Annotated in this window: 23 protein-coding genes and 1 riboswitch; of the genes, 17 read left to right on the forward strand and 6 right to left on the reverse strand. The window is 29.7% G+C overall.

All coding sequences use genetic code 11. From position 1 onward, the window contains the following. Positions 1 to 4 precede the first annotated feature (4 nt). From JW646_RS16135 to JW646_RS16165, 7 genes are all read left to right on the forward strand, one after another. The gene (locus tag JW646_RS16135; RefSeq protein ID WP_228415651.1) at positions 5 to 1,249 is read left to right on the forward strand and encodes a hypothetical protein; all 1,245 of its coding nucleotides are present in this window, start codon (positions 5 to 7) and stop codon (positions 1,247 to 1,249) included. Positions 1,250 to 1,487: 238 nt separating this feature from the next. After that, positions 1,488 to 2,165, forward strand: coding sequence for a response regulator transcription factor (locus tag JW646_RS16140; protein ID WP_228415652.1), 678 nt, complete (start codon positions 1,488 to 1,490; stop codon positions 2,163 to 2,165). Further along, positions 2,165 to 3,085, forward strand: a complete 921-nt coding sequence (locus JW646_RS16145) for a sensor histidine kinase (RefSeq protein WP_228415653.1) — start codon at positions 2,165 to 2,167, stop codon at positions 3,083 to 3,085. Before JW646_RS16140 ends, JW646_RS16145 begins: the two co-directional genes overlap by 1 nt. 108 nt (positions 3,086 to 3,193) lie before the next feature. Next, positions 3,194 to 3,871, forward strand: a complete 678-nt coding sequence (locus JW646_RS16150) for an ABC transporter ATP-binding protein (protein WP_228415654.1) — start codon at positions 3,194 to 3,196, stop codon at positions 3,869 to 3,871. After that, the gene (locus JW646_RS16155) at positions 3,868 to 6,357 is read left to right on the forward strand and encodes an ABC transporter permease (protein WP_228415655.1); all 2,490 of its coding nucleotides are present in this window, start codon (positions 3,868 to 3,870) and stop codon (positions 6,355 to 6,357) included. The genes JW646_RS16150 and JW646_RS16155 overlap by 4 nt, the downstream gene beginning before the upstream one ends. Before the next feature lie 242 nt (positions 6,358 to 6,599). Continuing rightward, positions 6,600 to 7,823, forward strand: coding sequence for a deoxyguanosinetriphosphate triphosphohydrolase family protein (locus JW646_RS16160; protein ID WP_228415656.1), 1,224 nt, complete (start codon positions 6,600 to 6,602; stop codon positions 7,821 to 7,823). Positions 7,824 to 8,024: 201 nt separating this feature from the next. Further along, complete coding sequence (locus JW646_RS16165) at positions 8,025 to 8,465, forward strand: DUF2628 domain-containing protein (protein ID WP_228415657.1); 441 nt, start codon at positions 8,025 to 8,027, stop codon at positions 8,463 to 8,465. Positions 8,466 to 8,510: 45 nt separating this feature from the next. Here JW646_RS16165 and JW646_RS16170 read toward each other — a convergent pair whose 3' ends face one another. Continuing rightward, positions 8,511 to 8,954, reverse strand: a complete 444-nt coding sequence (locus tag JW646_RS16170) for a hypothetical protein (RefSeq protein ID WP_148556489.1) — start codon at positions 8,952 to 8,954, stop codon at positions 8,511 to 8,513. 186 nt (positions 8,955 to 9,140) lie between these two features. Between JW646_RS16170 and JW646_RS16175 the strand changes: the two genes are divergently transcribed. Both JW646_RS16175 and JW646_RS16180 read left to right on the forward strand, forming a co-directional pair. Next, positions 9,141 to 9,551, forward strand: coding sequence for a peptide deformylase (locus JW646_RS16175; RefSeq protein ID WP_074915939.1), 411 nt, complete (start codon positions 9,141 to 9,143; stop codon positions 9,549 to 9,551). Positions 9,552 to 9,788: 237 nt separating this feature from the next. Next, entirely contained in the window at positions 9,789 to 10,682 is an 894-nt protein-coding gene (locus JW646_RS16180; RefSeq protein WP_074915941.1) for a sulfite exporter TauE/SafE family protein, read from the forward strand. A 186-nt stretch (positions 10,683 to 10,868) separates the two neighbouring features. On the opposite strand, the gene JW646_RS16185 is transcribed toward JW646_RS16180, so the two are convergent. After that, positions 10,869 to 11,057, reverse strand: a complete 189-nt coding sequence (locus tag JW646_RS16185) for a DUF4236 domain-containing protein (RefSeq protein WP_228415658.1) — start codon at positions 11,055 to 11,057, stop codon at positions 10,869 to 10,871. Positions 11,058 to 11,285: 228 nt separating this feature from the next. After that, positions 11,286 to 11,446: riboswitch (M-box (ykoK) riboswitch) on the forward strand. A 401-nt stretch (positions 11,447 to 11,847) separates the two neighbouring features. Between JW646_RS16185 and JW646_RS16190 the strand changes: the two genes are divergently transcribed. Together JW646_RS16190 and mgtA are read left to right on the forward strand one after the other, a co-directional pair. Continuing rightward, positions 11,848 to 12,165, forward strand: coding sequence for a DUF3784 domain-containing protein (locus JW646_RS16190; protein WP_187359195.1), 318 nt, complete (start codon positions 11,848 to 11,850; stop codon positions 12,163 to 12,165). Between the two features lie 271 nt (positions 12,166 to 12,436). Continuing rightward, positions 12,437 to 15,205 (forward strand): magnesium-translocating P-type ATPase, encoded by a 2,769-nt coding sequence (gene mgtA, locus JW646_RS16195; RefSeq protein ID WP_148556491.1) that lies wholly within the window; start codon positions 12,437 to 12,439, stop codon positions 15,203 to 15,205. Positions 15,206 to 15,258: 53 nt separating this feature from the next. Here mgtA and JW646_RS16200 read toward each other — a convergent pair whose 3' ends face one another. Then, positions 15,259 to 15,762 carry a hypothetical protein gene (locus tag JW646_RS16200; protein ID WP_148556492.1) on the reverse strand — a complete coding sequence of 168 codons (504 nt, stop codon included), beginning with the start codon at positions 15,760 to 15,762 and terminating at the stop codon, positions 15,259 to 15,261. Positions 15,763 to 15,915: 153 nt separating this feature from the next. Between JW646_RS16200 and JW646_RS16205 the strand changes: the two genes are divergently transcribed. The 6 genes from JW646_RS16205 (at position 15,916) to JW646_RS16230 (ending at position 21,736) form a co-directional block, all read left to right on the forward strand. After that, positions 15,916 to 17,412: a hypothetical protein gene (locus JW646_RS16205; RefSeq protein ID WP_228415659.1), complete on the forward strand. Its 1,497-nt coding sequence runs from the start codon at positions 15,916 to 15,918 to the stop codon at positions 17,410 to 17,412. Between the two features lie 324 nt (positions 17,413 to 17,736). Then, entirely contained in the window at positions 17,737 to 18,402 is a 666-nt protein-coding gene (locus JW646_RS16210) for a tetratricopeptide repeat protein (RefSeq protein ID WP_148556494.1), read from the forward strand. 154 nt (positions 18,403 to 18,556) lie between these two features. Beyond that, positions 18,557 to 19,042 carry a MarR family winged helix-turn-helix transcriptional regulator gene (locus JW646_RS16215; RefSeq protein ID WP_187359196.1) on the forward strand — a complete coding sequence of 162 codons (486 nt, stop codon included), beginning with the start codon at positions 18,557 to 18,559 and terminating at the stop codon, positions 19,040 to 19,042. Positions 19,043 to 19,169: 127 nt separating this feature from the next. Further along, entirely contained in the window at positions 19,170 to 20,336 is a 1,167-nt protein-coding gene (locus tag JW646_RS16220) for an ArsA family ATPase (RefSeq protein WP_148556496.1), read from the forward strand. Between the two features lie 4 nt (positions 20,337 to 20,340). Beyond that, complete coding sequence (locus tag JW646_RS16225; RefSeq protein ID WP_148556497.1) at positions 20,341 to 20,565, forward strand: hypothetical protein; 225 nt, start codon at positions 20,341 to 20,343, stop codon at positions 20,563 to 20,565. A gap of 13 nt (positions 20,566 to 20,578) precedes the next feature. Beyond that, on the forward strand, positions 20,579 to 21,736 hold the full coding sequence (locus JW646_RS16230; RefSeq protein WP_148556498.1) for an ArsA family ATPase: 1,158 nt from the start codon (positions 20,579 to 20,581) through the stop codon (positions 21,734 to 21,736). A 62-nt stretch (positions 21,737 to 21,798) separates the two neighbouring features. On the opposite strand, the gene JW646_RS16235 is transcribed toward JW646_RS16230, so the two are convergent. The 3 genes from JW646_RS16235 to JW646_RS16245 form a co-directional block, all read right to left on the reverse strand. Continuing rightward, on the reverse strand, positions 21,799 to 23,202 hold the full coding sequence (locus tag JW646_RS16235; protein ID WP_148556499.1) for a HAMP domain-containing sensor histidine kinase: 1,404 nt from the start codon (positions 23,200 to 23,202) through the stop codon (positions 21,799 to 21,801). After that, on the reverse strand, positions 23,189 to 23,881 hold the full coding sequence (locus JW646_RS16240; RefSeq protein ID WP_148556500.1) for a response regulator transcription factor: 693 nt from the start codon (positions 23,879 to 23,881) through the stop codon (positions 23,189 to 23,191). Before JW646_RS16240 ends, JW646_RS16235 begins: the two co-directional genes overlap by 14 nt. A gap of 65 nt (positions 23,882 to 23,946) precedes the next feature. Next, positions 23,947 to 24,411, reverse strand: a complete 465-nt coding sequence (locus JW646_RS16245) for an LURP-one-related/scramblase family protein (RefSeq protein ID WP_148556501.1) — start codon at positions 24,409 to 24,411, stop codon at positions 23,947 to 23,949. Between the last annotated feature and the right edge of the window lie 13 nt (positions 24,412 to 24,424).

The following is a 24,424-nucleotide window of genomic DNA, read 5'->3' on the forward strand; positions in this document are numbered from 1 at the left end:
ATACATGAATAGAAATATTGGTAAAAAATTTTTGAGTGTCATATGTGTAGGTCTTTTAGTAACAGGTATTTCTCTATTTTACCTTGGGAAAAATAATGATGAAGTAGAGGATTTATATGGAAAAAGAAGTGAACTGGGAGATGTAAATATTTTACTTCAAAATAATAAAGGAATGTATGAAACTAATGAAATAAAAATAGATAAAGATAATATATCAATAGATTATATGGCAAAGCAAGGTGTTCCTAATTTTAATTTATCAAAGAATAACATAGAAGGAAGAGAAGCATTAGAAATTCTTACTTATGGATTTGTAGATTATTCAGCAGCTTTGTTAAAAGATGATGATAGATTTGCATCAGTTCGTATAAATAATGAGTGTGTAGATGAAGATAATTATAAATTAGTTGCAAATGTAAAAGTTAAATATAATAACAAAGATAAAGTTGAAAGTTACAATATATCTTTAGGTGATCAAAGTGTTAATAATACAGAAGTAGTCTATTCTTCAGTTCCCATAAGTATAGACAAGGATAATTTGTATATTGTTACACTTAAAAGTTGTTATTCAGAAGAATATATGAAAAAAAGAGACGATGCAAATTATGAGGGATCTTTAAGTGATGATTTTGATAAAACTGAATTAAATTTATATAAAATCAATTTATCTAGTGAAAATTCTAAACATATCTTAAGTAAAGAACTTGATGGAAAGGACATTTATATAAAGGGGGAAGTATGTTTTGCTAATAAAAATAAAGCTTACTTCTTAGTAAATGAAAAATATAAAGAAAAAGGTTACAAATCTTCTTTATTGGAATTTGATGCTTTTAGCAAAGACATAAAGACCATAGACTTAGGTACTAAAAGAGACAACATAAAAAAATTCTCTGTTGAGGATAATAAGTTATTGTTATTTTCTAATGGTGGAATTGAAGGTGAAAATAAAAAACTTAATTATGGTGAAGTTAGAGAGATTTTAGTTAATTTAGAAAGTTCAAAGGTGGAATATATTAACCATATAAAAATAGATGCTAATGGCGACGATATTTTACAAGTTAGAAAAGTTGGTAATAAGGTATATTATATAACTATAGGTTATAATGAAAGAGGAAAAGATGCTGGAAAGTACTCTTATTATTTTGGAGTATTTGATGAAGATAAAAATGAAGTAGTATATAAAGGTAAAATAAATCAAAACACAAAAGATTATGGTGAAGTTGGAATTGTGAAAGAAGATGAGTTGTAGACAGAGGGTGTTAGTAGAAATACTAACATCTTTTTTATCTTAGATATTAGTAAACATATAATTATACTGATAAAAATAAAGCGTATTATTTGTAGTATGTTTATTGATGTTATTGGGATGCTCGTCTATAATTATAATGAAATGAAATAGAAAGTCCAGTACTGAAATATATGGAATCGATTTTAGTACTGAAAGACGGAAAAACATAAAGATAATCAGCCAAGGGGGGTAACAGCAAATGAAACGAATATTGATTATTGAAGATGATTTATCCTTAGCCAACGGTATAATTCTTGCCTTAAAAGATAGTGAATTTACCTTTGTACAAGCACAGGATTTGCATTGTGCATGGCGAGAAATAGAAGTCACGACCTTTGACCTTATCATTTTGGATATCAATTTACCGGATGGAAATGGATTGGATTTCTTGAAAGAGTTGCGCAGTTACTCCCATGTTCCGGTGATAATTCTTACCGCAAATGATCTGGAGACAGATGTGGTCACTGGTCTTGAATTGGGAGCAGATGATTATATAACTAAGCCATTCAGCCTGATGATTCTAAGGGCAAGAGTAGGAGCTCGAATCCGAAGTGCTGCGCCTGTCCCTATCGATCCAATACTAATTAATGGATTTCAGTTCTCCTTTGCAAAAATGGAGTTTTATAAAAATAGAATGCCCATCGAATTGAGCAAAACAGAACAAAAGTTGCTTCGTATTTTGATTGAAAATAGAGGGCACTCCTTAACAAGATCACAGTTGGTGGATGTCATCTGGACAGATGGGGGAGAGTATGTGGATGAAAACGCCCTTTCAGTTACTGTCAAGCGTTTGCGTGATAAGTTGGAGGACACGCCGTCCTCACCTGTATATATCAAAACAATATACGGTATAGGATACACTTGGGCGGTGATATAATGAACAAGTGGATTTTAATAATGGGAATTATAGCACTGGCTGTGGTGATTATCGTAATTCCAATTATTTTATTATATCGTAGAAAAATAAAGAAAACTATGAATTATCTGAATTATATGCTGGACAGGGCCATAGATGGTAGCTTTACGGCTAATACTTTTGACGAATCTGCTATGTCAGCATTGGAAGAAAAGATGTTTCGTTTTTTATCATCCTGTGCAGTATCCTCCCAAAATCTGACTATGGAAAAAGAAAATATAAAACGTCTGATTTCTGACATCTCTCATCAAACCAAGACACCTGTTGCTAATATATTGCTTTATTCACAGATCCTTATGGAACATGACTTGCCACAAGACAGTGAAGTATGTGCAAAAGCCCTGGCTACTCAGGCGGAAAAACTTGATTTTTTAATGTTAGCCTTAGTGAAGGTATCTCGTCTGGAAAGCGGGATTATTACCGTTAATCCTAAAAAGGGTACTATGAAGGAACTACTTAATGCCGTCATTGCCCAAATCCGACCCAAAGCAGAAGAAAAACAGATTACCGTTGAAACTGAATTGACAAATGGAAGGGTCTATTATGACTCAAAATGGACCGTTGAGGCAATTTATAATGTTCTAGACAACGCAGTAAAATACTCCCATTGTCGAAGTACTGTCACAATTCGTTGTATACCATATAATTTGTTTTTTCGAATTGATGTCATTGATCAGGGTATTGGTATTGCAGAAGATGAACAAGGAAAAATATTCTCTAGATTTTATCGTTCATCTAATGTAAGTGGTCGGGAAGGTATGGGGCTTGGCTTATTTTTAACACGAGAGATTCTTTCAGAGGGGGGTGGCTACATCAAGGTTTCTGGGGCACTAGATCGAGGTTCTACCTTTTCTATTTTCCTTCCTACTGAGAAAAGGTAAATCTTTCAAAAGTGTTATAATGCTGAAAGAATTTGGTAAGATTGTTTTGTTAATCTGTTTGTATCACATGAAAATGTGATACAGACTTTTTTTATGGAGGAAGCTATTATGATTATATTAGAAGCAAAGCAACTAAAAAAAATATATGGAAGTGGTCCAACTGCTGTTCATGCAATCGACAACGTGAGTCTAACAGTGGATAGAGGCGAATTTGTTGCAGTCGTGGGAACATCAGGTAGTGGAAAATCTACTTTTCTTCATATGCTAGGAGGTCTTGATAGTCCAACTAGTGGCTGCGTGACAATAGATGATAAGAAAATTTTTGAATTAAAAGAAGAAGAACTGACCATTTTCCGCCGTCGTAAAATTGGTTTTGTATTCCAAAACTTTAACCTTGTATCTATGCTGAATGTCTATGAAAACATTGTTTTGCCCATACAGTTAGATGGTAACAAGCCAGATAAAAAATATATAAAGCAGATTATACAGATGCTTGGACTTGAAAGTAAACTGCAAGACTTTCCAAATCAGCTTTCTGGTGGGCAGCAACAACGAGTTGCTATTGCGAGAGCATTAGCCACAAAGCCATCTATTGTATTAGCCGATGAGCCAACGGGCAGTCTGGATAGCAAGACTAGTCAAGATGTAATTGGACTTTTGAAGGTGACTGGGGAAAAATTTAATCAGACAATTATCATGATTACTCATAATGAGGAACTTGCACAGCTTGCAGACCGTATTATACATATTGAGGATGGGAAAATTTTAGGCGGTGATGCCATATGATTCGAGTAGGAAATAGAAAAATAGTTGGCAAATTGGCAGTGAGAAGTTTTTATGCTGACAGAACACGTAACATCATCGCCGTAATTGCAATTGCCCTAACTGCACTTTTGTTTACCAGTCTGTTTACTATGGGGTCTGGTATGGTGAAAAGTATGCAGCGTGCCGATATGATTTTGTCTGGAGGTGAAGGACACGCACGTATCAATTATATTACTGAATCAGAATATACCACTATAAGCAATCATCCATTGATAAACCAAATAGCCTACTGTCGTAAACTTGCCGACAGTGTGGATAATGGTTCACTTATCAAGCGTCATACAGAATTTTGGTATTATGATGATATTGGGCTGAAATATGGGTTTGTTGAGCCGACGAGTGGTCATAAGCCAGAGGCAGAAAACGAAATAATCACCGATACGATGACACTAGAGATGCTTGGTGTTCAACAAAAACTGGGCTCTCATATAAAATTAGACTTTACCGTTCACAATAAAAAAGTTACACGTGATTTTGTGCTTGCTGGTTGGTGGAATAGCTACCCTGGTGTACAGACTGGAACGATTCTTGCCTCCCAGGCTTATGTGGAATCTCATTTAGATGAATTGAAAAGCACCTACCCCTATGATCGAGCAGAAACGGGAACCATCTCCGGAATTATAAAATTTGCAGGTACAGAAAATATTGAAAAAGACCTGGAGAAGGTAGTGGCAGACAGTGGATTTTCCATGGATACGAAGGCACCCAACTATATAAATACAGGAATTAATCCTCTGTATTTGTCGAAACAGACAACAATAGGAGTTGGAACAATCATTGCACTTTCCTGTGCATTACTGTTATTTGCATTCACAGGCTATCTGATTATATATAATATTTTTAATATTTCCGTTTTGCGTGATATGAACTTTTATGGACTGCTTAAAACAATTGGTACTACAGGACGACAAATTAACGCTATCATTAGTCGACAGGCTTGGATGCTTTCGCTTATTGGAATTCCTTTGGGACTTTGTGGTGGATTTTTTGTGGGAAAGGCACTTCTGCCGACTTTGTTGTTACAATCCAGCTTCCAGGGAAATGTAGTGATTTTATCACCTAATCCTCTTATTTTTGTAGTATCTACCCTATTCACACTAATTACAGTGTTTATAAGCACCAGAAAGCCAGCAAAAATGGCATCAAAAGTATGCCCAATCCAAGCCGTTCATTATACAGATGCTAATTTAAGCAGTGGCAAGAAAAGAAAGAAAAATACAAATAATAAAACTCCTCACAAAAGTATGGCATGGGGAAATTTTGGGCGAAATAAGAAACGTACTGTTTTGGTGATTCTAAGTTTATCCCTTAGCATTGTACTAACCAATACGGTTTTCAATTTTTCAAAGAGTGTAGATGCGGAGAATGCTCTTAAAAATACCAGTGTTTCTGATTTTAGTATAGGTCAGGCAAACCTATTTTTTCAGTATAAAGTTAATTCAGAAAGTGCGCTTAGCGAAAGTTTTATCAGCTCAGTAAAAAAACAGGATGGATTTAAAATAGGTGGTCGCCAATACGGCTGTAAAGCTACATACACAAGTGATACTACCAAGCAGACAATCAATCAACAAAAGGATGGTTCATTCTCTACACATATATATGGTATGGATGAATTTCCATTTTCTCGTTTGAAATTAGTTGATGGTGAAATAGATACAAAGAAACTGGCAACAGGGAAGTATATTCTAGAGGGGGTATGGGTAGACTCCCGCGGTAATATGGATATGGACAGTATGAATCATAGTATTGGAGATAAAGTTAAGTTGAATTATAAGGGTAATATTCATGAAGTAACTGTACTTGGTCATGTCATCGCAAACGAGGCAAATACTTATGACTGGGTGGACTCCTGCTTCTTTTTCCCAGGGAATGTTTATAAAAAAATTACCGGAAATACCTATGCAATGAGCTATGCATTTGATGTTACACAAGATAAAGAAACTGACATGGAGCACTTTCTAAAACATTATACGAATAGTGTTGAGCCAATAATGAGTTATAAATCCAAACTCACTACATTAGAAGGTGTTACGGACATTAAAAATACGGTTGTATCAATTGGTAGCACCATTGCATTTATTATTGGAATCATTGGTGTTTTGAATTTTATCAATACTATTTTAGCTAGTATCTTGGTTCGACGCAGAGAACTGGCAATATTACAAAGTATTGGCATGACTGGAAAACAGCTTGTCACAATGCTATGCCTGGAGGGATGCTATTACGCCACATTTACTGGGATAATTTCAGTATTGTTAAGCATTGGAAGTTCGCTATTTATCGTGCGCCCACTATGTGATCAAATTTGGTTTTTAAACTTCAAATTTAATTTCTGGCCACTGGTGATCATATTACCATTATTATTTGTTCTAGGCTCTTTGGTTCCATATGTTATCTATCGCTTTACAGGTAGGCAAAGTGTTGTAGAACGTATGATGATTGATTAGAACTCTAATATCAGGAGAGGGATTACAAAAGTTACTTTGCTACATAAAAAATACTCCTCCTTATTTCAACAATTTATAATTTTTAAACTGTCTACTTTTAAAGGTATACACAAAAATGTGTATACCTTTATCCGTTAAAAGCTATATGCAGATGAAGATATTAGTAAGAATAGTATAGGCATAAAAAAACAGTGTTATAATATTATTAGTATATAACTTATATTTATATATGGAGGGAGATTATGTACAAAAAATTTTCTCATGTGGCAATTAATGAAGATACAAATTGTAAAGACGCTCTTTTAAGACAAAAAGAATTATACTCAAGAAAAAATGATATGAGAAGTGAGTTTGAAAGAGATTATACTAGAATTTTACACAGCTTAGCATATAGAAGATTAAAACATAAGACACAAGTATTTTTTAACACGCAAAATGATCATATTTGCACAAGAATGGAACATGTATCTCATGTGGAATCAGTAAGTTATATTATAGCTAAAGCTTTAGGGCTAAACCATGAATTAACAAAAGCAATAGCAACAGGCCATGATTTAGGCCATGCACCCTTTGGTCATGAGGGGGAAAATGTTATAAAAAATATACTAGAAGAAAATTTAAACTATTCTTTTTGGCATGAAAAAAATGGTTTGAAAGTAGTAGACAAGCTGGAATTACTCCAAGATAATAAGGGAGACCTAAGTAATTTAAACCTTACATATGCAGTAAGAGATGGCATAATATGTCATTGTGGTGAGGTGGATGAAAATGGAATCTACCCTAGAAAAGATTTTATAGATCTAAATACCATAACTAATCCTGGTCAGGTGCAACCTTATACTTGGGAAGGTTGTGTTGTGAAAATTGCTGACAAAATAGCTTATCTTGGAAGAGATATAGAAGATGCACTTCTTTTAAAAATAATTAGTCGTGATGATTTAAAAGAAGTATATGAACTAGGTCATAAGTACGGCCAAAAAACAGTAAACACTTCCGTAATAATGCACGAATTAATGGGCGATCTTATTGAAAACAGCTCTATTGAAAATGGAATTTGCTTTTCTCATGAAAAACAGAACTTTATTGACTCCATAAAAAAATTTAACTATGAAAAAATATACGATAACGAAAAATTTAGTTACTATAAAAAATATGCAAACTTAGTGATTAACAGCATATTTGAAGAACTATTCAAATATTATGACAAGGAAAATACCATAAATAATTTGCAAACTAATATATATAAGAAATACAGATTTGTCTTAAGTGATTTTAAAGGGTGGATAATAAAGTATTGTGATGAAAGTATTTTTGATAGAAAAGATTTGAAAAATAGTCTAAATAATGTGAAGGTTTATGGAACCTTACATAGTGAAAAAATATATAAAGAAGCCATAGTAGATTATATTTCTTGTATGACAGATTCTTATGCTATTAAATGTTTTAATGAATTGATATGTTTTTAGTGATAAAAGTTTAACAAAAAAGATAAAATTACTATGAAAAAGTCTGTTTGAATATTTTGAATACTATACAATTTAGTTTTGTTAATTTTAAAATGGGTATAAATATTAATATAAAAGACAAATAAATTTTGAGCATAATGAGCAAAAATATGATAGTATATTAAGTATTTCAATAATTAAAATCATCAAGGAGAAAAATTTATGCAACAAGTAAATGAATTAAATTTATTCATACAAAAGAATCTGAATTTTTATGAAGAAAAATTTAGAAAAATGGATGATTCAGGAAAGAGCATATCTTGGAACTGGGCAGCATTTTTTATGGGCATATATTGGATGATATATAGAAAAATGTACTTTAAAGCAGGTGCATTTTTTATATTAAGCTTAGTAGCATCTTCTACACCATATATTGGAGGCATACTAAACCTTGCAGTTTTAATTGGTATAGGGATTTATGCAAATGCATTATACCAGGATCAGATACGTGGAAATATGGAAAAAACAAAGGGATTATTACCTGAGGCCAAAGAGATAATTGCAAAGAAAAGAGGAGGAACAAACTTATCTCTTGCAATTGGATTATACGCAGTTCACAATATAGTCGTAATAGCAATTTTAGTTTTGGTTTCAAAAATTTAAATAAAATAGCATTCACTAATTTATTTTAGTGAATGCTATTTTTGTTTATTTTAAACCTAAGTCTGAAAGCATGCTAGATATTCCATATGTTTCATCGTATTTTGAGTAGTAATCTTTAAATACATCATCCACATTGGAATCTTTAAATATTTCAAATTCAATTCCTTTAAATTCACCTATAATACATTTTAAATTAGTATTGTTTAAGTAATTTATTAATCTTAATATGTATTCTTTTACATCTTCTTTAGGCAATACTTTTAATTCATCAATATTTTCAGCTATAATGCAAGCAGATTCATTTAGTTCTTCTGTTGTAATGTTGTTATTTAATTTAGATATTATATCTTCTAATTCTTCTTTGCTAAGTTCTAAATCATCTATATTTTTATCATCTAAAATTTCTTGTATTTTATCTAAAATCATAGATTCATTCCAGGAATATATATTAGGATTGGATGTTATTTTATTATCAATGTTATTGTTCATTTTATAAATCTCCTCATCTTAGTGTAATGTTATTATATCAAAAATTATAGATTTTATCATTAGAGGGGCTATTAAAATTATTATTAGGCGGATAATGAAGAACAGAAAATTTTTATATGATATAATAAGAAAAACATATTATGAAAAAATAAATACATAAGTAAATTTGGAAAGGTTGGGATGAATATGATAAAACCAATTATGAAAGACATATTGTTTTTAGGGGAAAAATCTGAACTAGCTACGAAAGAAGATATACATGTAGTTGATGACTTGGTTGATACATTGAGAGCAAACCTTGAAAACTGTGTTGGAATGGCAGCAAACATGATAGGAGTTAAGAAATGTATAATTGTATTTGCTGTAGGAAATTCAATAGTTCCAATGATCAACCCAGTTATAACTAAGAAAGAGAATAGTTATGTGATAGAGGAAAGTTGTTTATCTTTAATAGGTTTTAGACAAACAACAAGATATGAAACAATAGAGGTAGAATATTTTGACAAGAGTTTCAAAAAACATAAGAATAAATTTAATGGATTTGTAGCACAAATTATTCAACATGAAGTGGATCACTGTAATGGAATAATAATTTAGAGTAAAATACTAGTAAAAATACTAGTATTTTTTTTATTTAAACTCCATAGATAGTTTACTGGAATTGTGTAAAATTCAACCTTTTTATAACAAAATAAGACATGAAATAATTATATGTATTTGAAAATATAAAAAAATTTAAAAAAAAATTAAAAAAGGTATAGAAAAATATAAAAATAAGATGTATAATCGTTCTTGTCAAAAAAAATATTTAATTTTAAGGGGGCTAAAGCAATTATGCTAACAGCAATTTTAGGCGCATTAGGCGTTATAACAGCAGGTTACACAACAGTTTACGTAAATGACTTTAGGAAACACAGGGATGCATCCAAGGCAAACGTATTCAGAGCAGGACTATTTATAGGATTTATAACAGATTTTTTAGATGCAATAGGCGTAGGTTCTTTTGCAACTACAACAGCAATTTTAAAATTTAGTAAGAAAGTAAATGTACCAGACAAGTTATTACCAGGTACATTAAACGTTGCACATGCATTACCAATGATAACGCAAGCGTTTTTATCACTTAATGCAATATCTGTAGACATGACTACTTTATTATCAATGATAATATCAGCAGTAGTAGGTTCTTGGATAGGAGCTGGTATAATATCAAAATTACCAGAGAAAAAAGTTCAATTAACTATGGGGGTTGCTCTTGCAGGAACAGCTGTATTATTAGTGTTAGGTCAACTAGGATTAATGCCATCAGGTGGGGAGGCTATGGGTCTTGCTGGTGGAAAATTAATAGTAGGTATAGTTGGTAACTTTATACTTGGAGCATTAATGACAGCAGGTATAGGATTATATGCACCATGTATGGCAATGATTGCACTTCTTGGAATGAACCCAAAAGCAGCATTCCCAATAATGATGGGTGCTTGTGCATTTGTTGGACCAATAGCTAGTACAAAGTTCGTTAAAGAAGGAGCTTATGAAAGACAAGTATCTATGGGTATAACTATAGGTGGGGTAATAGGTTCAATTCTTGCATTATTATTCGTAACTAACATGCCAGTATATTGGTTAAAATGGTTAGTAGTTTTAGTTGTTGTTTATACTTCAGCAACTATGTTTAAAGCAGCTATGACTAAAAATGTAGAAACTGAAAAAGAAGAAAAAGTTAGCTAATAATTTAATATTAGATTTATTAAGTAAAATATACAAGTCTACCTTTATAAAAATAAGGTAGACTTTTTTTAGTAGAAAGTTATAAAAATGAAATTTTTATGAGTGATATATAATTGCTAAATAACTTAAAAACTTGCTACGCATGTTTAAAATACTTTAGTTAAGTGACTTTGATTATGATTAGACTTACTTAGTATTTTTCTTTTTAGAATTTTCTACTTTGTATGATAATCCATTACCAAGATTGATTGTAGTTCCTCTTTTGCTATTATGAGTTATATTGCCGATCTTCACAGATGTACTGACTCCAGATTTGCTAATATTTAACTTTAAATTCTTTCCTATTTTTATTGATTTCCTAAAATTAAACCCCATACAGATCTCCCTTATTACTTGAAATTTTTGTTATATTTTTTTCTTTTATAATATTATTATACTACAAGTACACTCTACTATATTGCTAGTATTGGTAACAATTTTTCTTATGTAATAATTTAATATAAAATGCTCAGAAAAAGTTTTAATTATGAAAAGATAATAGTGTGAATTTTAAAAATATCTTGACATTAATTTAAAAATACGAATATAATGGTATTACAAGTTAAAAAAAATCGGTAGGTGAGGTTACCTTAGGGATACGGGTTGGTGCCGCGAAATAGTGGAAACACTATTAGATGGTTAGCAGGATACATCGGAAAAAGAAGGTGTATTCTAATTCAATTACATTGCCCTAAGAAGCTAAAGCTTGAACGAGAATTATTAATATATTATTTATTGTATACAAATCCTTGTTTAGCTATGGCTTAACTGGGATTTTTTTACTTAATTCTAAAAATAATAAGAAGGAAGGTGAGATTGTGGAATCAGGTAGTCATAGTAGCAATTACTGTTGGAAAATAGTTGGTGTAAAACAAAAATTGGAATATGGGATTAGAATGTCTATTTGGTATCATTTTTCTCCCATAATATATATTTATTAAAATAAAAATATTTTTATATATAACAATTAATAGTAAACACCTCTTAATAATTTCCAATGGTAAGGAATAAAAAATAGTAAATTTAACTATTTATTTATGCAAAAAAACTTTGGAGAGCAAGGGGTGTATTTTTGTGGCCTTTTTTAAGAAAAATGAGAAGATGTATAAGAAAGGAGAAAGAGAAAATGTTAAAAGAAATTATGGTTTTGTTTATGTTTAGTATTATATTTCTGGTTGTGTCATTTGCCTTATATACTGGAAAGGCACTAAAATATATGAAATCTTATGAAGGATTAAGTGATGAAGAAAAAGGAAAAATAAGAATAATTCCACTTTGTCAAAATATAAGCGTGGCAATTTTAATAGCAGCAATTATATTTTTCATAGCAGGGTGTTCATTACAATTTAGAGAAAATTTGTTTCAATTGTTCATTGTTATTTGGATAATAGGTTGTGCTATTAATCTATGGTATATTGATAAATCAAAAAAATATGAAAATTAGTTTTTAACAAAGAAGTGAAAATTTAAATAAGCTAAATGCTTTTAGAGTTTATATAGATATTAAAAAGAAAGATAAGAGGTGATGAAAGTGGATTCCCAAAGTAATGAAGGCATAGAAGGTCAAGGAAGCAAAATTATTAATAATGATGATGAGGAAGTTCCTAGAGTTCATTTTTTATCACAAATTTATAATAAATAATTTACACATTCCTTCCTTTAATTTTGTGCCTAAAAATCAGGTTGCTCTAAAACAAAATTAAGGAGGTATCAAAATGAATACTATAAAAAGAAATGAAAAGTTAAATGATAAAAGAAAGGTTGCTAATAAAAATTATAATTTGGAAAAATTAGAGTCAGCAGCATCTTTAGATATTGAAGTATTATTAGAAAAATTAAATTCTTCTGTCAACGGTATGGAAGAAAAAGAAGTAATAAATAGTCGTAATACTTATGGTAAAAATGAGATAACAGGTGAAAGAAAAAAGTCATTAACAAAGAAATTAGTAGAGTCATTTATTAATCCATTTACAATTATACTGCTTTGTCTTGCTATTGTATCAACAATAACAGATATTATATTACCTTATACTCAAGGAGTTTTAGACGAGGTGGATCCTTTAACAGTAATTATTATTATGACAATGGTAATAGCATCAGGAGCACTTCGCTATATTCAAGAAACACGTTCAGGCAATGCAGCAGAAAAATTATTATCTATGATAACTACAACATGTTCAGTGGAAAGAAAAGATAAGGGACCAAAAGAAATTCCACTAGAAGAGGTAGTAGCAGGTGATATTATACATTTGTCAGCGGGAGATATGTTGCCAGCAGATGTTCGTATAATTGAAGCAAAAGATTTGTTTATAAGCCAATCTGCTCTTACTGGAGAAAGTGAACCAGTGGAAAAGGTTCATACTAAGGCTACAAAAGACTACGATATTATAACAGAATATCACAACCTTGCATTTATGGGTAGTAATGTTATCAGTGGCTCTGCTAAAGCAGTAGTAATAGCAGTTGGAGACAACACAATGTTTGGCTCAATGGCTAAATCAGTAGCAGGAGAAGCTGTTGAAACTAACTTTACAAAAGGTGTAAATGCAGTATCTTGGGTATTAATTAGATTTATGTTAATAATGGTACCTATTGTGTTCTTTGTAAATGGAATAACAAAGGGTGATTGGTTAGAAGCATTCTTATTTGCCATCTCCGTGGCAGTAGGATTAACTCCAGAGATGCTACCAATGATAGTGACAACTTGTCTTGCAAAAGGTGCAGTTGCCATGTCTAAGAAAAAAACAATTATTAAAAATTTGAATTCTATTCAAAATTTTGGAGCTATGGATATACTTTGTACTGATAAAACAGGAACACTAACTCAAGATAAAGTTGTTTTGGAGTATTATATGGATTTACATGGCGAAGAAGATTCTCGTATATTGCGTCATGCATATTTAAATAGTTTTTTCCAAACAGGATATAAAAATTTAATGGATAGAGCAATTATTTCTAGAACAGAAGAGGAAGAAGCTAAGGATAAGACATTGACAGATTTATCAGAAGCTTATCACAAAGTGGATGAAATACCATTTGATTTTACACGTCGTCGCTTAAGTGTAGTAATAGAGGATTCAAGTGGAAAATCTCAAATGATTACAAAAGGTGCCGTAGAAGAAATGTTATCCATATGTGATTTTGCAGAGTACAATGGTGAAATAATGCCCCTTACAACAAAAGTAAAAAAAGAAATTCTTGCTAGGGTAAATGATTTAAATGAAGATGGAATGAGAGTAATTGGTTTAGCTCAAAAAACAAACCCATCTCCAGTTGGATCATTTGGAGTAAAAGATGAATGTGAAATGGTATTGCTAGGATACTTGGCATTCCTTGATCCACCAAAAGAAAGCACTAAAGATGCTATTAGAGTATTGAAAGAACACGGAGTGACAACAAAGATATTAACTGGAGATAATGAAAAAGTTACTCGTTGTATTTGTCGTCAAGTTGGTTTAAAAGTAGAGAATATATTATTAGGATCTGATATAGAAAAAATGTCATCAGATGAATTAAAGAAAGCAGTTGAAGAAACTACAGTATTTGCTAAACTTTCACCAGAGCAAAAATCAACAATTGTTACTGTTTTAAGAGAAAATGGTCATACAGTTGGATTTATGGGAGATGGTATTAATGATGCTGTAGCTATGAAATCAGCAGATGTGGGAATTTCTGTAGATACTGCCGTTGATATTGCAAAAGAATCAGCAGATGTAATTTTATTAGAAAAAAGTTTAATGGTATTAGAAGAAGGTATTATTGAAGGACGTAAAACTTATGCTAATATGATTAAATATATTAAAATGACAGCATCATCAAACTTTGGAAATATGTTTTCAGTATTAGCTGCAAGTGCATTACTTCCATTCTTACCAATGATGAGTGTTCATCTTATAATGTTAAACTTAATTTATGATATATCTTGTATAGCTATTCCATGGGATAATGTTGACGAAGAATTTATTAAAGAACCAAAAGCTTGGGATGCTTCATCAATTGGAAGTTTTATGATTTGGATTGGGCCAACAAGTTCTGTATTTGACTGGACAACATACTTGATAATGTACTTTATAATATGTCCACAATTTGTTTCTAATGGAGCATTATATAATACAATTGCAGATGGAACAATTATTCAAAGTGGTGTGTTTGCTGGATTAGATATGAAGGCAACTTATGTAGCAATGTTCCAAGCAGGTTGGTTTGTAGAGTCTATGTGGACACAAACATTGGTAATACACATGATTAGAACTCAAAAGATTCCTTTTATTCAAAGCAGAGCGTCAGCATCTTTAACTCTTCTTACTTGTGGTGGAATAGGGTTATTAACAGTTATTCCTTTTACACCATTTGGAAAGGCACTTGGTTTTGTTCCACTTCCAGGAGTATACTTCTTATACTTGGGAGCTACAGTATTTTTATATATGTGCTTAGTAACAATTTTGAAAAAAGTATATGTTAAGCGTTATGGCAGCTTAATGTAGTATATAGAGTTGAAAAAAGCTACTAATTTAATATTAGTAGCTTTTTTTTAGTACTAAACAGCCATATTCTTTTTTTCTTCGTAAAGATTTAAAATAATTTCACATCGTTTGTTTATATATTTATTTATTAACACTAGCACAATATTTAATGATATTACGGTAAGAAAAATTGCCATATTATTTGATGATAATAATATGAGTTTGGCTCTTTCCATAGAGTATATAAATAGAATCATAAGTATATTACATTCAATATAGAATATAAGAAGACTTAAAAAGTCTTTGTAAATATGAGTCATATTTGAAATGCTTTTTTTTAAAGTTGCTAAGGATACTACCTTACTAAAAAATCCATATTTTTTTAATATGACTATAGTAGTTTTTAGTAGTTTAAATATTAGTATTAAAGGAATAATGCAAATCATAATAAGCCTAATATTAATATATATATAAATTTTATCAATATAAAGATTTTTACTTAACAATAGTAATAGTGGTATATCAACAAATAATAAAAAGGTATTTATTGAAATTTTATTTATTTTTATTTCTCTCATAGCTACTCTCCTTAAAAGCATAGATTAATTTATTTATAAGTATAACATAAATTTTTGAAATTAATAAACATATTGACGAAATATAGCATATATTGTTATAAGTAGGCCTTTATTTAAAATACCTACTTATATTAATAAAAAGTTGGTGGAATAATGTATAAATTTAAAAATTTAACACCAGTTAATGGATTGGATTATAATGATCTAGAAAATGCTAGACAAAACAATTATTGTTGGTCTATGAGTGAACTAGATGACTATATATATGTGGGAACAGGTAGAAATATACTATTAGTAATACTTCAGACTTATTTTGGAGGTAGTTTAAATATACCAACATCCATATATGCGCCAGATCAAGATAATAGAGCTGAAATTTGGAGATATAAAAAAGACTGCCCAGATTCTTGGGAAAAAGTTTTTACAGTTGAAGAGGAAAGAGAATTCGGATTTAGATATATGATTAATTTTAGACCTTTTGATGGAAATCCAGCTCTTTATGCAGCAACAGCAGCTACTGAAGGATATATGCAAGTTTATAAATCAGTCAATGGTGTAGTATGGGAGCCGGTGCTTTCTGATGTTTTACCAAATAGTACTATAACTGGAACTTCCTCAAGAGCTATGGTAGTTCATAAAGGTAAGTTATATTTGGCAGCAATAGATGAAACTGGTATGGGACCAGAAACTTTACTGTATAGTAGTAAAGATCCTGAGTTTTTCCCATGGAAGTTAGAAACTCCACAAGGAACAGACCCAGATAAAAACCCTCAAGGGGCAATCTCCAATATGGCTGTTTTCAACAGACGTATATATGTGGCAACAAGTACAGATACTGGAGTTCAAGTATGGAGAACTAATAAAGAAGAGCCTGAAGTTAATGATTGGACACTTGTAGTAGACAATGGTTTTGGTGATGAAGATAACGTATATTCATTGAGTATGGGAGTTTTCAAAAATCATCTATATGTAAGTGGTACTAAAGAACTGCCACTAGCATGGGCTATACCAAGAGGCTGCGATATAGTAAGAATAGATAAATATGACAATTACGAAGTAGTAGTAGGACCAGATAGTGTATCTGGAATTTGGTCAGGATTTTTTAATCCATTTAACGTATATGCTTGGCAAATACAAGAATATGAGGATAAATTATTTGTAAGTACTTTTGATGATTCTACAAATATGCAACTTATATTAGAATTATTATTAGCTAATAGACAAAATATACCTTTGCCAGGATGGATAGTAGATATTTTAATAGGAATATATGAACTGGTTGTAGAACTACTAAATAGATTTAAATATCCATTTGGATTTAATTTATATGTATCTAAAAATGGACTAGATTTTGATCCAGTATTTTTAAATGGATTAGATAACAGATATAACTATGGTGGAAGAATATTATTTGTAGACAGTGAAGACGATTTATATATAGGCACAGCAAATCCATATCAAGGATTAGAAGTTTGGAAAGCTTCTCAATGTGGATATTGTTATTGTGATGATTATAAAGAGTGGGATTTAGATGAAATTAAAGAAGAACTAGAAAAAGGATTTGCCAAATTACAGCCATATATGCCACAGCTTCAAGAGTTTTTACAACCAATGCTTGGCAGATATACTGTTAGAAAAAAAGGTAAATAAAATTAATAGGTAATTATCCTTTTAATTACTAATTATGGAGCTGTCTAATTTAGGCAGCTCTTTAATGTTTTTTGAATTAAGTAATATATGATAATATCTATGACACTTGTAAAGAATGTTTATGATTATAAAGAAAAAATTATAATAAAAAAATATAATATGTAAAAAAATTAAAAAACATAGTAAACTTATAGTAAGCTACAAATTAATAAACTTAAAATATCTAAAAATGATTAATTATTAAAATTAATGTGTGTATAAAATAAGCAACTAATGGGGTGTACTTATTTTATTATATAATGTGTTTAATCAGGGGGGATTTAGATGGTTTTAAACCAAAAGACTATACTTGATAATAGACTGCGAAATGATGCTAAATATTATCAAGAGTGCTTTAGTGTGGGGCTAAAGTATTACAATGGGGAGGTCTTTGAACAAAATTATAAAAAAGCATTCATGTGGTTTGAAAAATCTGCACAAGGCTCAAATATTAATGCTCAAATAATGCTTGGGTGCATGTACTATGAAGGTTGCGGTGTGGAGATAAACTATGAAAAGTCTTTTTTTTACTTTGAAGAATGTGCAAAGAAAGATAATAAGCAAGGATTGTATTTTGCAGGCTTGATGTATAGAGAAGGACAAGGTATCGATATAGACTACAAAAGGGCCTATTTATATTTTAATAAGGCAGCACAAAAAGGAGTTGCTGATGCCTATTTTAGATTAGGTGAAATGTATTTTGATGGATTGTATGTAGGGCAAGATTATGAGCAAGGATTGGAATTATTTAAAGAATCTGCTAGGCAAGGATATGTGTATGCTCAACTGGAGTTAGCGGCCATGCATTGTCATGGGATTTATGTAAAAAAAGATTTGAAGGAAGCAAATAAATGGTGTGAGATGGTGTTAGCACAAAACAATGAATTTTATAATAATGTTCTAAAAGAAAATAAAATACTTGAAATTATAAAATGTGAAAGTTATCAATAATAAAAATTCCTTTTTCTTAATTCACTGGGGGCGGTATGAAATTTTAGGTAAGTATATAGCTTGAAATTAAAAAAAATCAAAAATATGGTTGACAAAAAAATATTTCGAATATAGAATTAAATTAATTCGAGAATAGAAATAAATGGTGAGACTTATGAAAATAAATAAAGAAATATGTGAAAAAGATTTTTATACTTATATTGATAGTATGAAAGATTTATTATCTCCTCAGCTATGGCAGAATATATTATTTGATTGTTCCAAAAATGAAATATTTATATTATGGTTTCTTTATAGAAACAAGGAAGTAAACATGACTGAAATAGCGCAGTACATAAATGTACCTTTAAATACAGCAACAGGAATTATTAGCCGTATGGAAAAGAAAAGTCTAGTATCTAGAAAGCGCAGTGTGGAAGATAAGAGAATAGTTACTATATGCTTAGATGAAGAGGGAAATAATCAAATTGAAGCTATATTGAAGGAGTTTATGTATTATGGAAAAAGAGTTATTGAATCATTTGCTGATGAAGAAATAGAGCTTTTCTTTAGAATGATAAATAAACTAATAAATATTATGAAAGAAGAAAAAAACAAAGAAAAAGCTAAACCAAAGATTCGAAAAATCTCAATCGATTAATAATGTAAGTATTAAAATAAGCTGTTGTAATTTACAACAGCTTATAAAAAAATAAATACTTCGATAAAGGAATTATTCTTGATAAGAAATAATTTGTTTTAAATAATAAAAATTTGGAGGGATAAATATGAATAGAATTTATATATTTACTGGGAAAGGTGGTGTTGGTAAGACTAGTGTAGCAGCAGCCCATGCAATAAAAAGCGCAAAAGATGGATATAAAACCTTGTTAGTAAGTACGGATATGGCACATAATTTAGGTGACTTATTTGATGTTTATATTGGAAAAGAGCCAATATCCATAATTGAAAATCTGAATATTTATGAGATTGATCCAACTTATATAATAGAAAAGGATTTCTCAGATATTATGAAATGTATTAACGATATGTTTCTCCAATCGGGAGACGATTACAGGGAGGACTTTGGCATACTACCAGGTACAGAGGAGTTGTTTTCTTTATTAAAAATTAATGAAATATATAATGAAAACATATATGACAAAATAATTGTAGATTGCGCACCTACAGGAGAAACGTTATCTTTATTAAAGTTTCCAGAACTACTTTCTTGGTATATGGAAAAACTATTTCCTTTAGGGAAGATAGGGGTGAAAGTTTTAGCACCTATTTCAAAACAGTTCTTTAAAATTGAGCTTCCAAATAAGTCTGCCATGAATGACATAGAAAGACTGTATTTAAAATTATCTCAGCTACAAGAGTTACTAAAAAACAGAAAAACAACAAGTATAAGACTTGTGACAATGCCAGAAAAAATGGTAGTAGAAGAAACGAAGAGAAATTATATGTATATGAATTTATATAATTTTAATGTGGATGGTATTTATATAAATCGAATATTACCAAAGAATATCAATAATTCATTCTTTGATGAATGGTTAAATATTCAAACAAAATATACAAAGGAACTAAAAGCAATATTTGATGGAATACCTACTTATAATATTCCTTGGTATGATGAAGAATTAAGAGGTCTCAAAGCAGTAAATCGAATTTGTAATGATGTTATTAATGACAACAAAGTTTTTGATTTTTTGGAAATAACAAAAAGAGAAGTTTATGAAAAAAATGAAAGTGGATATTTACTTTCTGTGTTCATACCACTGGCGAAGAAAGGTGATTTAGATTTATATCAATCTGAAAGTGATATGGTCATTAAACTTAACAATTTTAAAAGAAATATACCACTACCAAACATTCTACGAAATTATTTAATAACCTCAGCAAAATTAGAAGAAGGAATACTCAAAATTCAATTTGAAAGAGGAGAATAATAAAATGAATAAAGAATTATTTAATAGATTATGTGAAGCTAAAAAGTATCAAAGTATGGCCATAAAATCATTATTTTCAGAAAATATGGCTAATCATATAGACATTATAGATAAAGAAATAAAAGTTATGATCGTGGAGTGTATAAGTGATTTAATATCACCAAATATTTTTGAGAGTAAAGATAAGAAAGTAGAAAATAAAAGTGTAAAAAAGGTGAATATAGATTGAAGGAGGAGATACTATGAGAGTAATTTTATATACAGGAAAAGGTGGAGTAGGAAAAACAAGTGTGGCAGCTGCCAGTGCTTGTAAAATTGCAAAAGATGGGAAAAAAGTACTGATAATTAGTACTGATCAAGCTCATAGTTTAGCAGACTCCTTTAATATGAAATTAGATAAAGAGCCTACAAAAGTTAATGAAAAATTATACGCTATGGAAATAGATACAGTATATGAAGGTGAAAAAAGTTGGGCAAATCTAAAAGAGTATATGAAAAAATTGCTTACAATTAAAGGCGAGGGGAGCATTGAGGTTGAAGAACTTTTAGTGTTCCCTGGATTGGAAGAACTATTTGCTTTATTTAAAATTTTAGAAATATACGATAAAAATGAATACGATGTTTTAATAGTAGACTGTGCTCCTACTGGTGAAACTTTATCTCTTCTAAAATATCCTGAAATGCTATCTAACTTTATAGAAAAAGTACTTCCAATAAAGAGAAAAGGAGCAAAAATAGCAGGACCTGCCATGGAAAAAGTGATGAAAATACCCATGCCTGAAGATAATGTTTTTGATGATATAGAATATGTAATGAATAAAATGCAGTGCTTACAAAACTTAATGTTAAACAAAGACATAGTAAGTCTTAGAATAGTCACAACACCAGAAAAAATCGTTATAAATGAAGCGAAAAGAAACTTTACTTGTTTGCATTTATACAATTACAATGTAGATGCAATAATTGTAAATAAAATTTATCCAAAAGAGGCAATGGAAGGTTATTTTAATAAGTGGATAAAAATGCAAGAAGAAGGATTAAAAGAAATAGAAGAAGGATTCTCAGAAGTACCAAGATATTATTTGAAACTACAAAAGAGTGAGATTAGAAGTATTGAAGTACTTAAAAAAGTGGGGAATGAATTGTTTGAGGATCATGATATTGCAAAGGTGCTTTTCAAAAAAAATATATTTACAATAGAAAAAAGTAAAGAAAGCACTACTATGAAAATACTTCTACCTTTTGCAGATAAAAGAGAATTGAATTTAAGACAAGATAATAATGAAATTATTCTCAGTGTAAAAAATGAAACAAGGCGTTTTCCTTTGCCTGTGAATTTGTATGAGAAAGAGATTACAGGCGCTAAATTTATTGATGGATATTTATTAATTAATTTTTAGTTTATCAAGGGCTACACAAAAATGTGCAGCCCTTCCTAGGCTATATTGCGGTGTAAATACTATTAATTGGAACCTTTATATTTTTTAAGCCTTATTATAAATTTTGTTCCGAAATTTATTTTGCTATATAATTTAATATCTCCCTTATGAAGCTTAATGATTTTTTTAGTAATAGCAAGACCTAATCCACTTCCTCCATCTGTTTTTCTGGATTCATCAGCTCTTACAAATTCATCGAAAACTTTATCTATTACATTATCTGATATTCCAATTCCATTGTCTTCTATTACTATGCATATATCTTCAACTCCTTTAATTAAACTTATAGAAATTTTAGTTCCCATTTTATTATATTTTATTGAATTAGTTATTAAATTTCCTAAGGCTCTTTCTAACTGCTTGGCATCTATCATAGAATATATACTTTCGTTAGGTAGATCTACATCTAGTAAGAAATTTTTCTCCTCCATGTCAATATAATAAAGGGCTACTAGCTCTCTCAAAAACTCACAAACATCATATTTTTCTAAGTTTAACTTATAGCCAGGGCTATCAAGTTTAGAAAAAATAAATAATTCATCTACTAAATAATTGATTCTTTTAGTTTTATTGTATATATAAGTTAAATAAGTTTTTTTATCATTTTCATCAGTTACTACATCATCTAACATAGCTTTTGAATAGCCTAATACAGAAGTTATAGGAGTTTTTAAATCATGGGAGATATCTCTTATTATTCTTTTTTTACTATCTTGAGCCATCTTTTTTTCTTCTTCAGATTTTTCAAGCTTACTAACGGTAGTATTAAAAGCTTCTTTTATTCTATTAAATTCTTTGTAGGAGTTATACTTTACCGATACATTGGAGTAGCCTTCACTCATTTTATTTATTTCATTTTCGAGTATTTTAAGTGGTTTAGATAATTTTTTTATAGAAATTATTGTTACTAATAAAAGCATAACGGAAACTATCATTATGGTTAAAATTAAGCTTAAAGTCATATATACTTTAATTTTTTTATTATTATTAAGTGCATTAGCTAATTTATGACTGTAATCAGGTATTTTTACAATGTACAATTTGTTATTTGCTTTATATGCTTTAGTTTCATATTTTTCATTTGTATGCTTTTTATTTATAAAATCTTCTATTAAATATTCGTATTTCTCATCTTTTTTAGTGCCTTTAACATTTACTACTTCGCCATTTTCTATTTCTTCTATCCAACCACCTTCAGATATTATTTTATTTATATTTAGATCTTTATAATTTTCTTTAAATAAATAATCTAGTTTATAATCCTTAATATCTAGATATTTATCATTTACCAATGCAGGCATTCTAATAAGTAAGTTGAAAAATATTACTATTCCTAAAATAAATATAAATACAGCTATTATTGAATTAATAATGAATATACCATATAAACTTTTTCCCTTACTTTGACTAAGATTATTTCTTTTCAAATTTATATCCTACTCCTCTTATTGTTTTTATATATTTAGGATCTTTGGTATTATCTTCAATTTTGTCCCTTATCTTACTTATTTGAACCATTATTGCATTATCTTCAGCTATATACATCTCATCCCATATTGATTCAAACAAATTTTTCTTAGTAAAAACTTTATTTGGGTTTTTCATAAAAAGTTCAATTATTTTAAATTCCGTGGATGTAAGCTTTATTTCCCTATTGTTTTTAGTTAATTTACATCCCTCTAAATCTAATTTTAAATCTTCAATTTCAATTATATTGTTTACATTTTTATAAAAATCAGAATATCCATAGACTCTTCTTATTTGAGCATTAATTCTAGCTATTAGTTCCAATGGATCAAATGGTTTAGTAACATAATCATCCGCACCCATATCTAGTGCAAGTATTTTATCATATCCTTCTACCTTTGCTGAAATCACTATTATTGGTATATTTAAGTTATCCCTTATTTTCGATATTACTGAGTATCCATTTAAATTTGGAAGCATTATATCAACTATTGCCAAATGAATTTTATTTTTGTCTATAACGTTAATTGCTTCTATTCCGTCATAAGCTTTAATTATGTTATAGTCAGTATTTTTAAGATAAAGTTCTACTAAGTCAACTATTTCCTTTTCATCATCTATGACTAAAATATTATACATTTTTTCCTCCTATGTATTTTAAATATAAGTTAGAGACTATAAAACTATAGTCTCTAACTTATATTTTAATGTTTATCTCTTATGTCGTCTATTATTACTACTAGGGAAAGTATAAATGCCTCATCTTCAAAATCTATATCTATACTGTAGTTATCTGTAAGTGAGAAGGCTTCTTTTTTTACAGTTGCTATTATATTATCGTATTTGTATATATTGTAATTACGGTCAAATAAGTTACCATATATTAATAACTCTCCATAACTACTATCTACTTTTATTTTGTCTTTTACAAATGTTATTTTTTTATTTATGGATGCTACAACATCAGAACCTTTTATAATCTCATATTTAGGTGTCAATGATAATCTTTGTTTTATTTCATACAATATATTATTATCTTTTTGTATATTAAACTGTAGACCAAGAGAAATTAGCTTGTTATCTACAAAGAATGCTTCTTTATCATTTTCGTCTTTTATCCAAAAATCTTCTTTAAGTTTAAATATCTTAGATTTCATGTAATATTTCATAAGTTGTCTCCTT

It is taken from the genome of Terrisporobacter hibernicus (assembly GCF_020809405.1).
Classification (GTDB): domain Bacteria; phylum Bacillota; class Clostridia; order Peptostreptococcales; family Peptostreptococcaceae; genus Terrisporobacter; species Terrisporobacter petrolearius.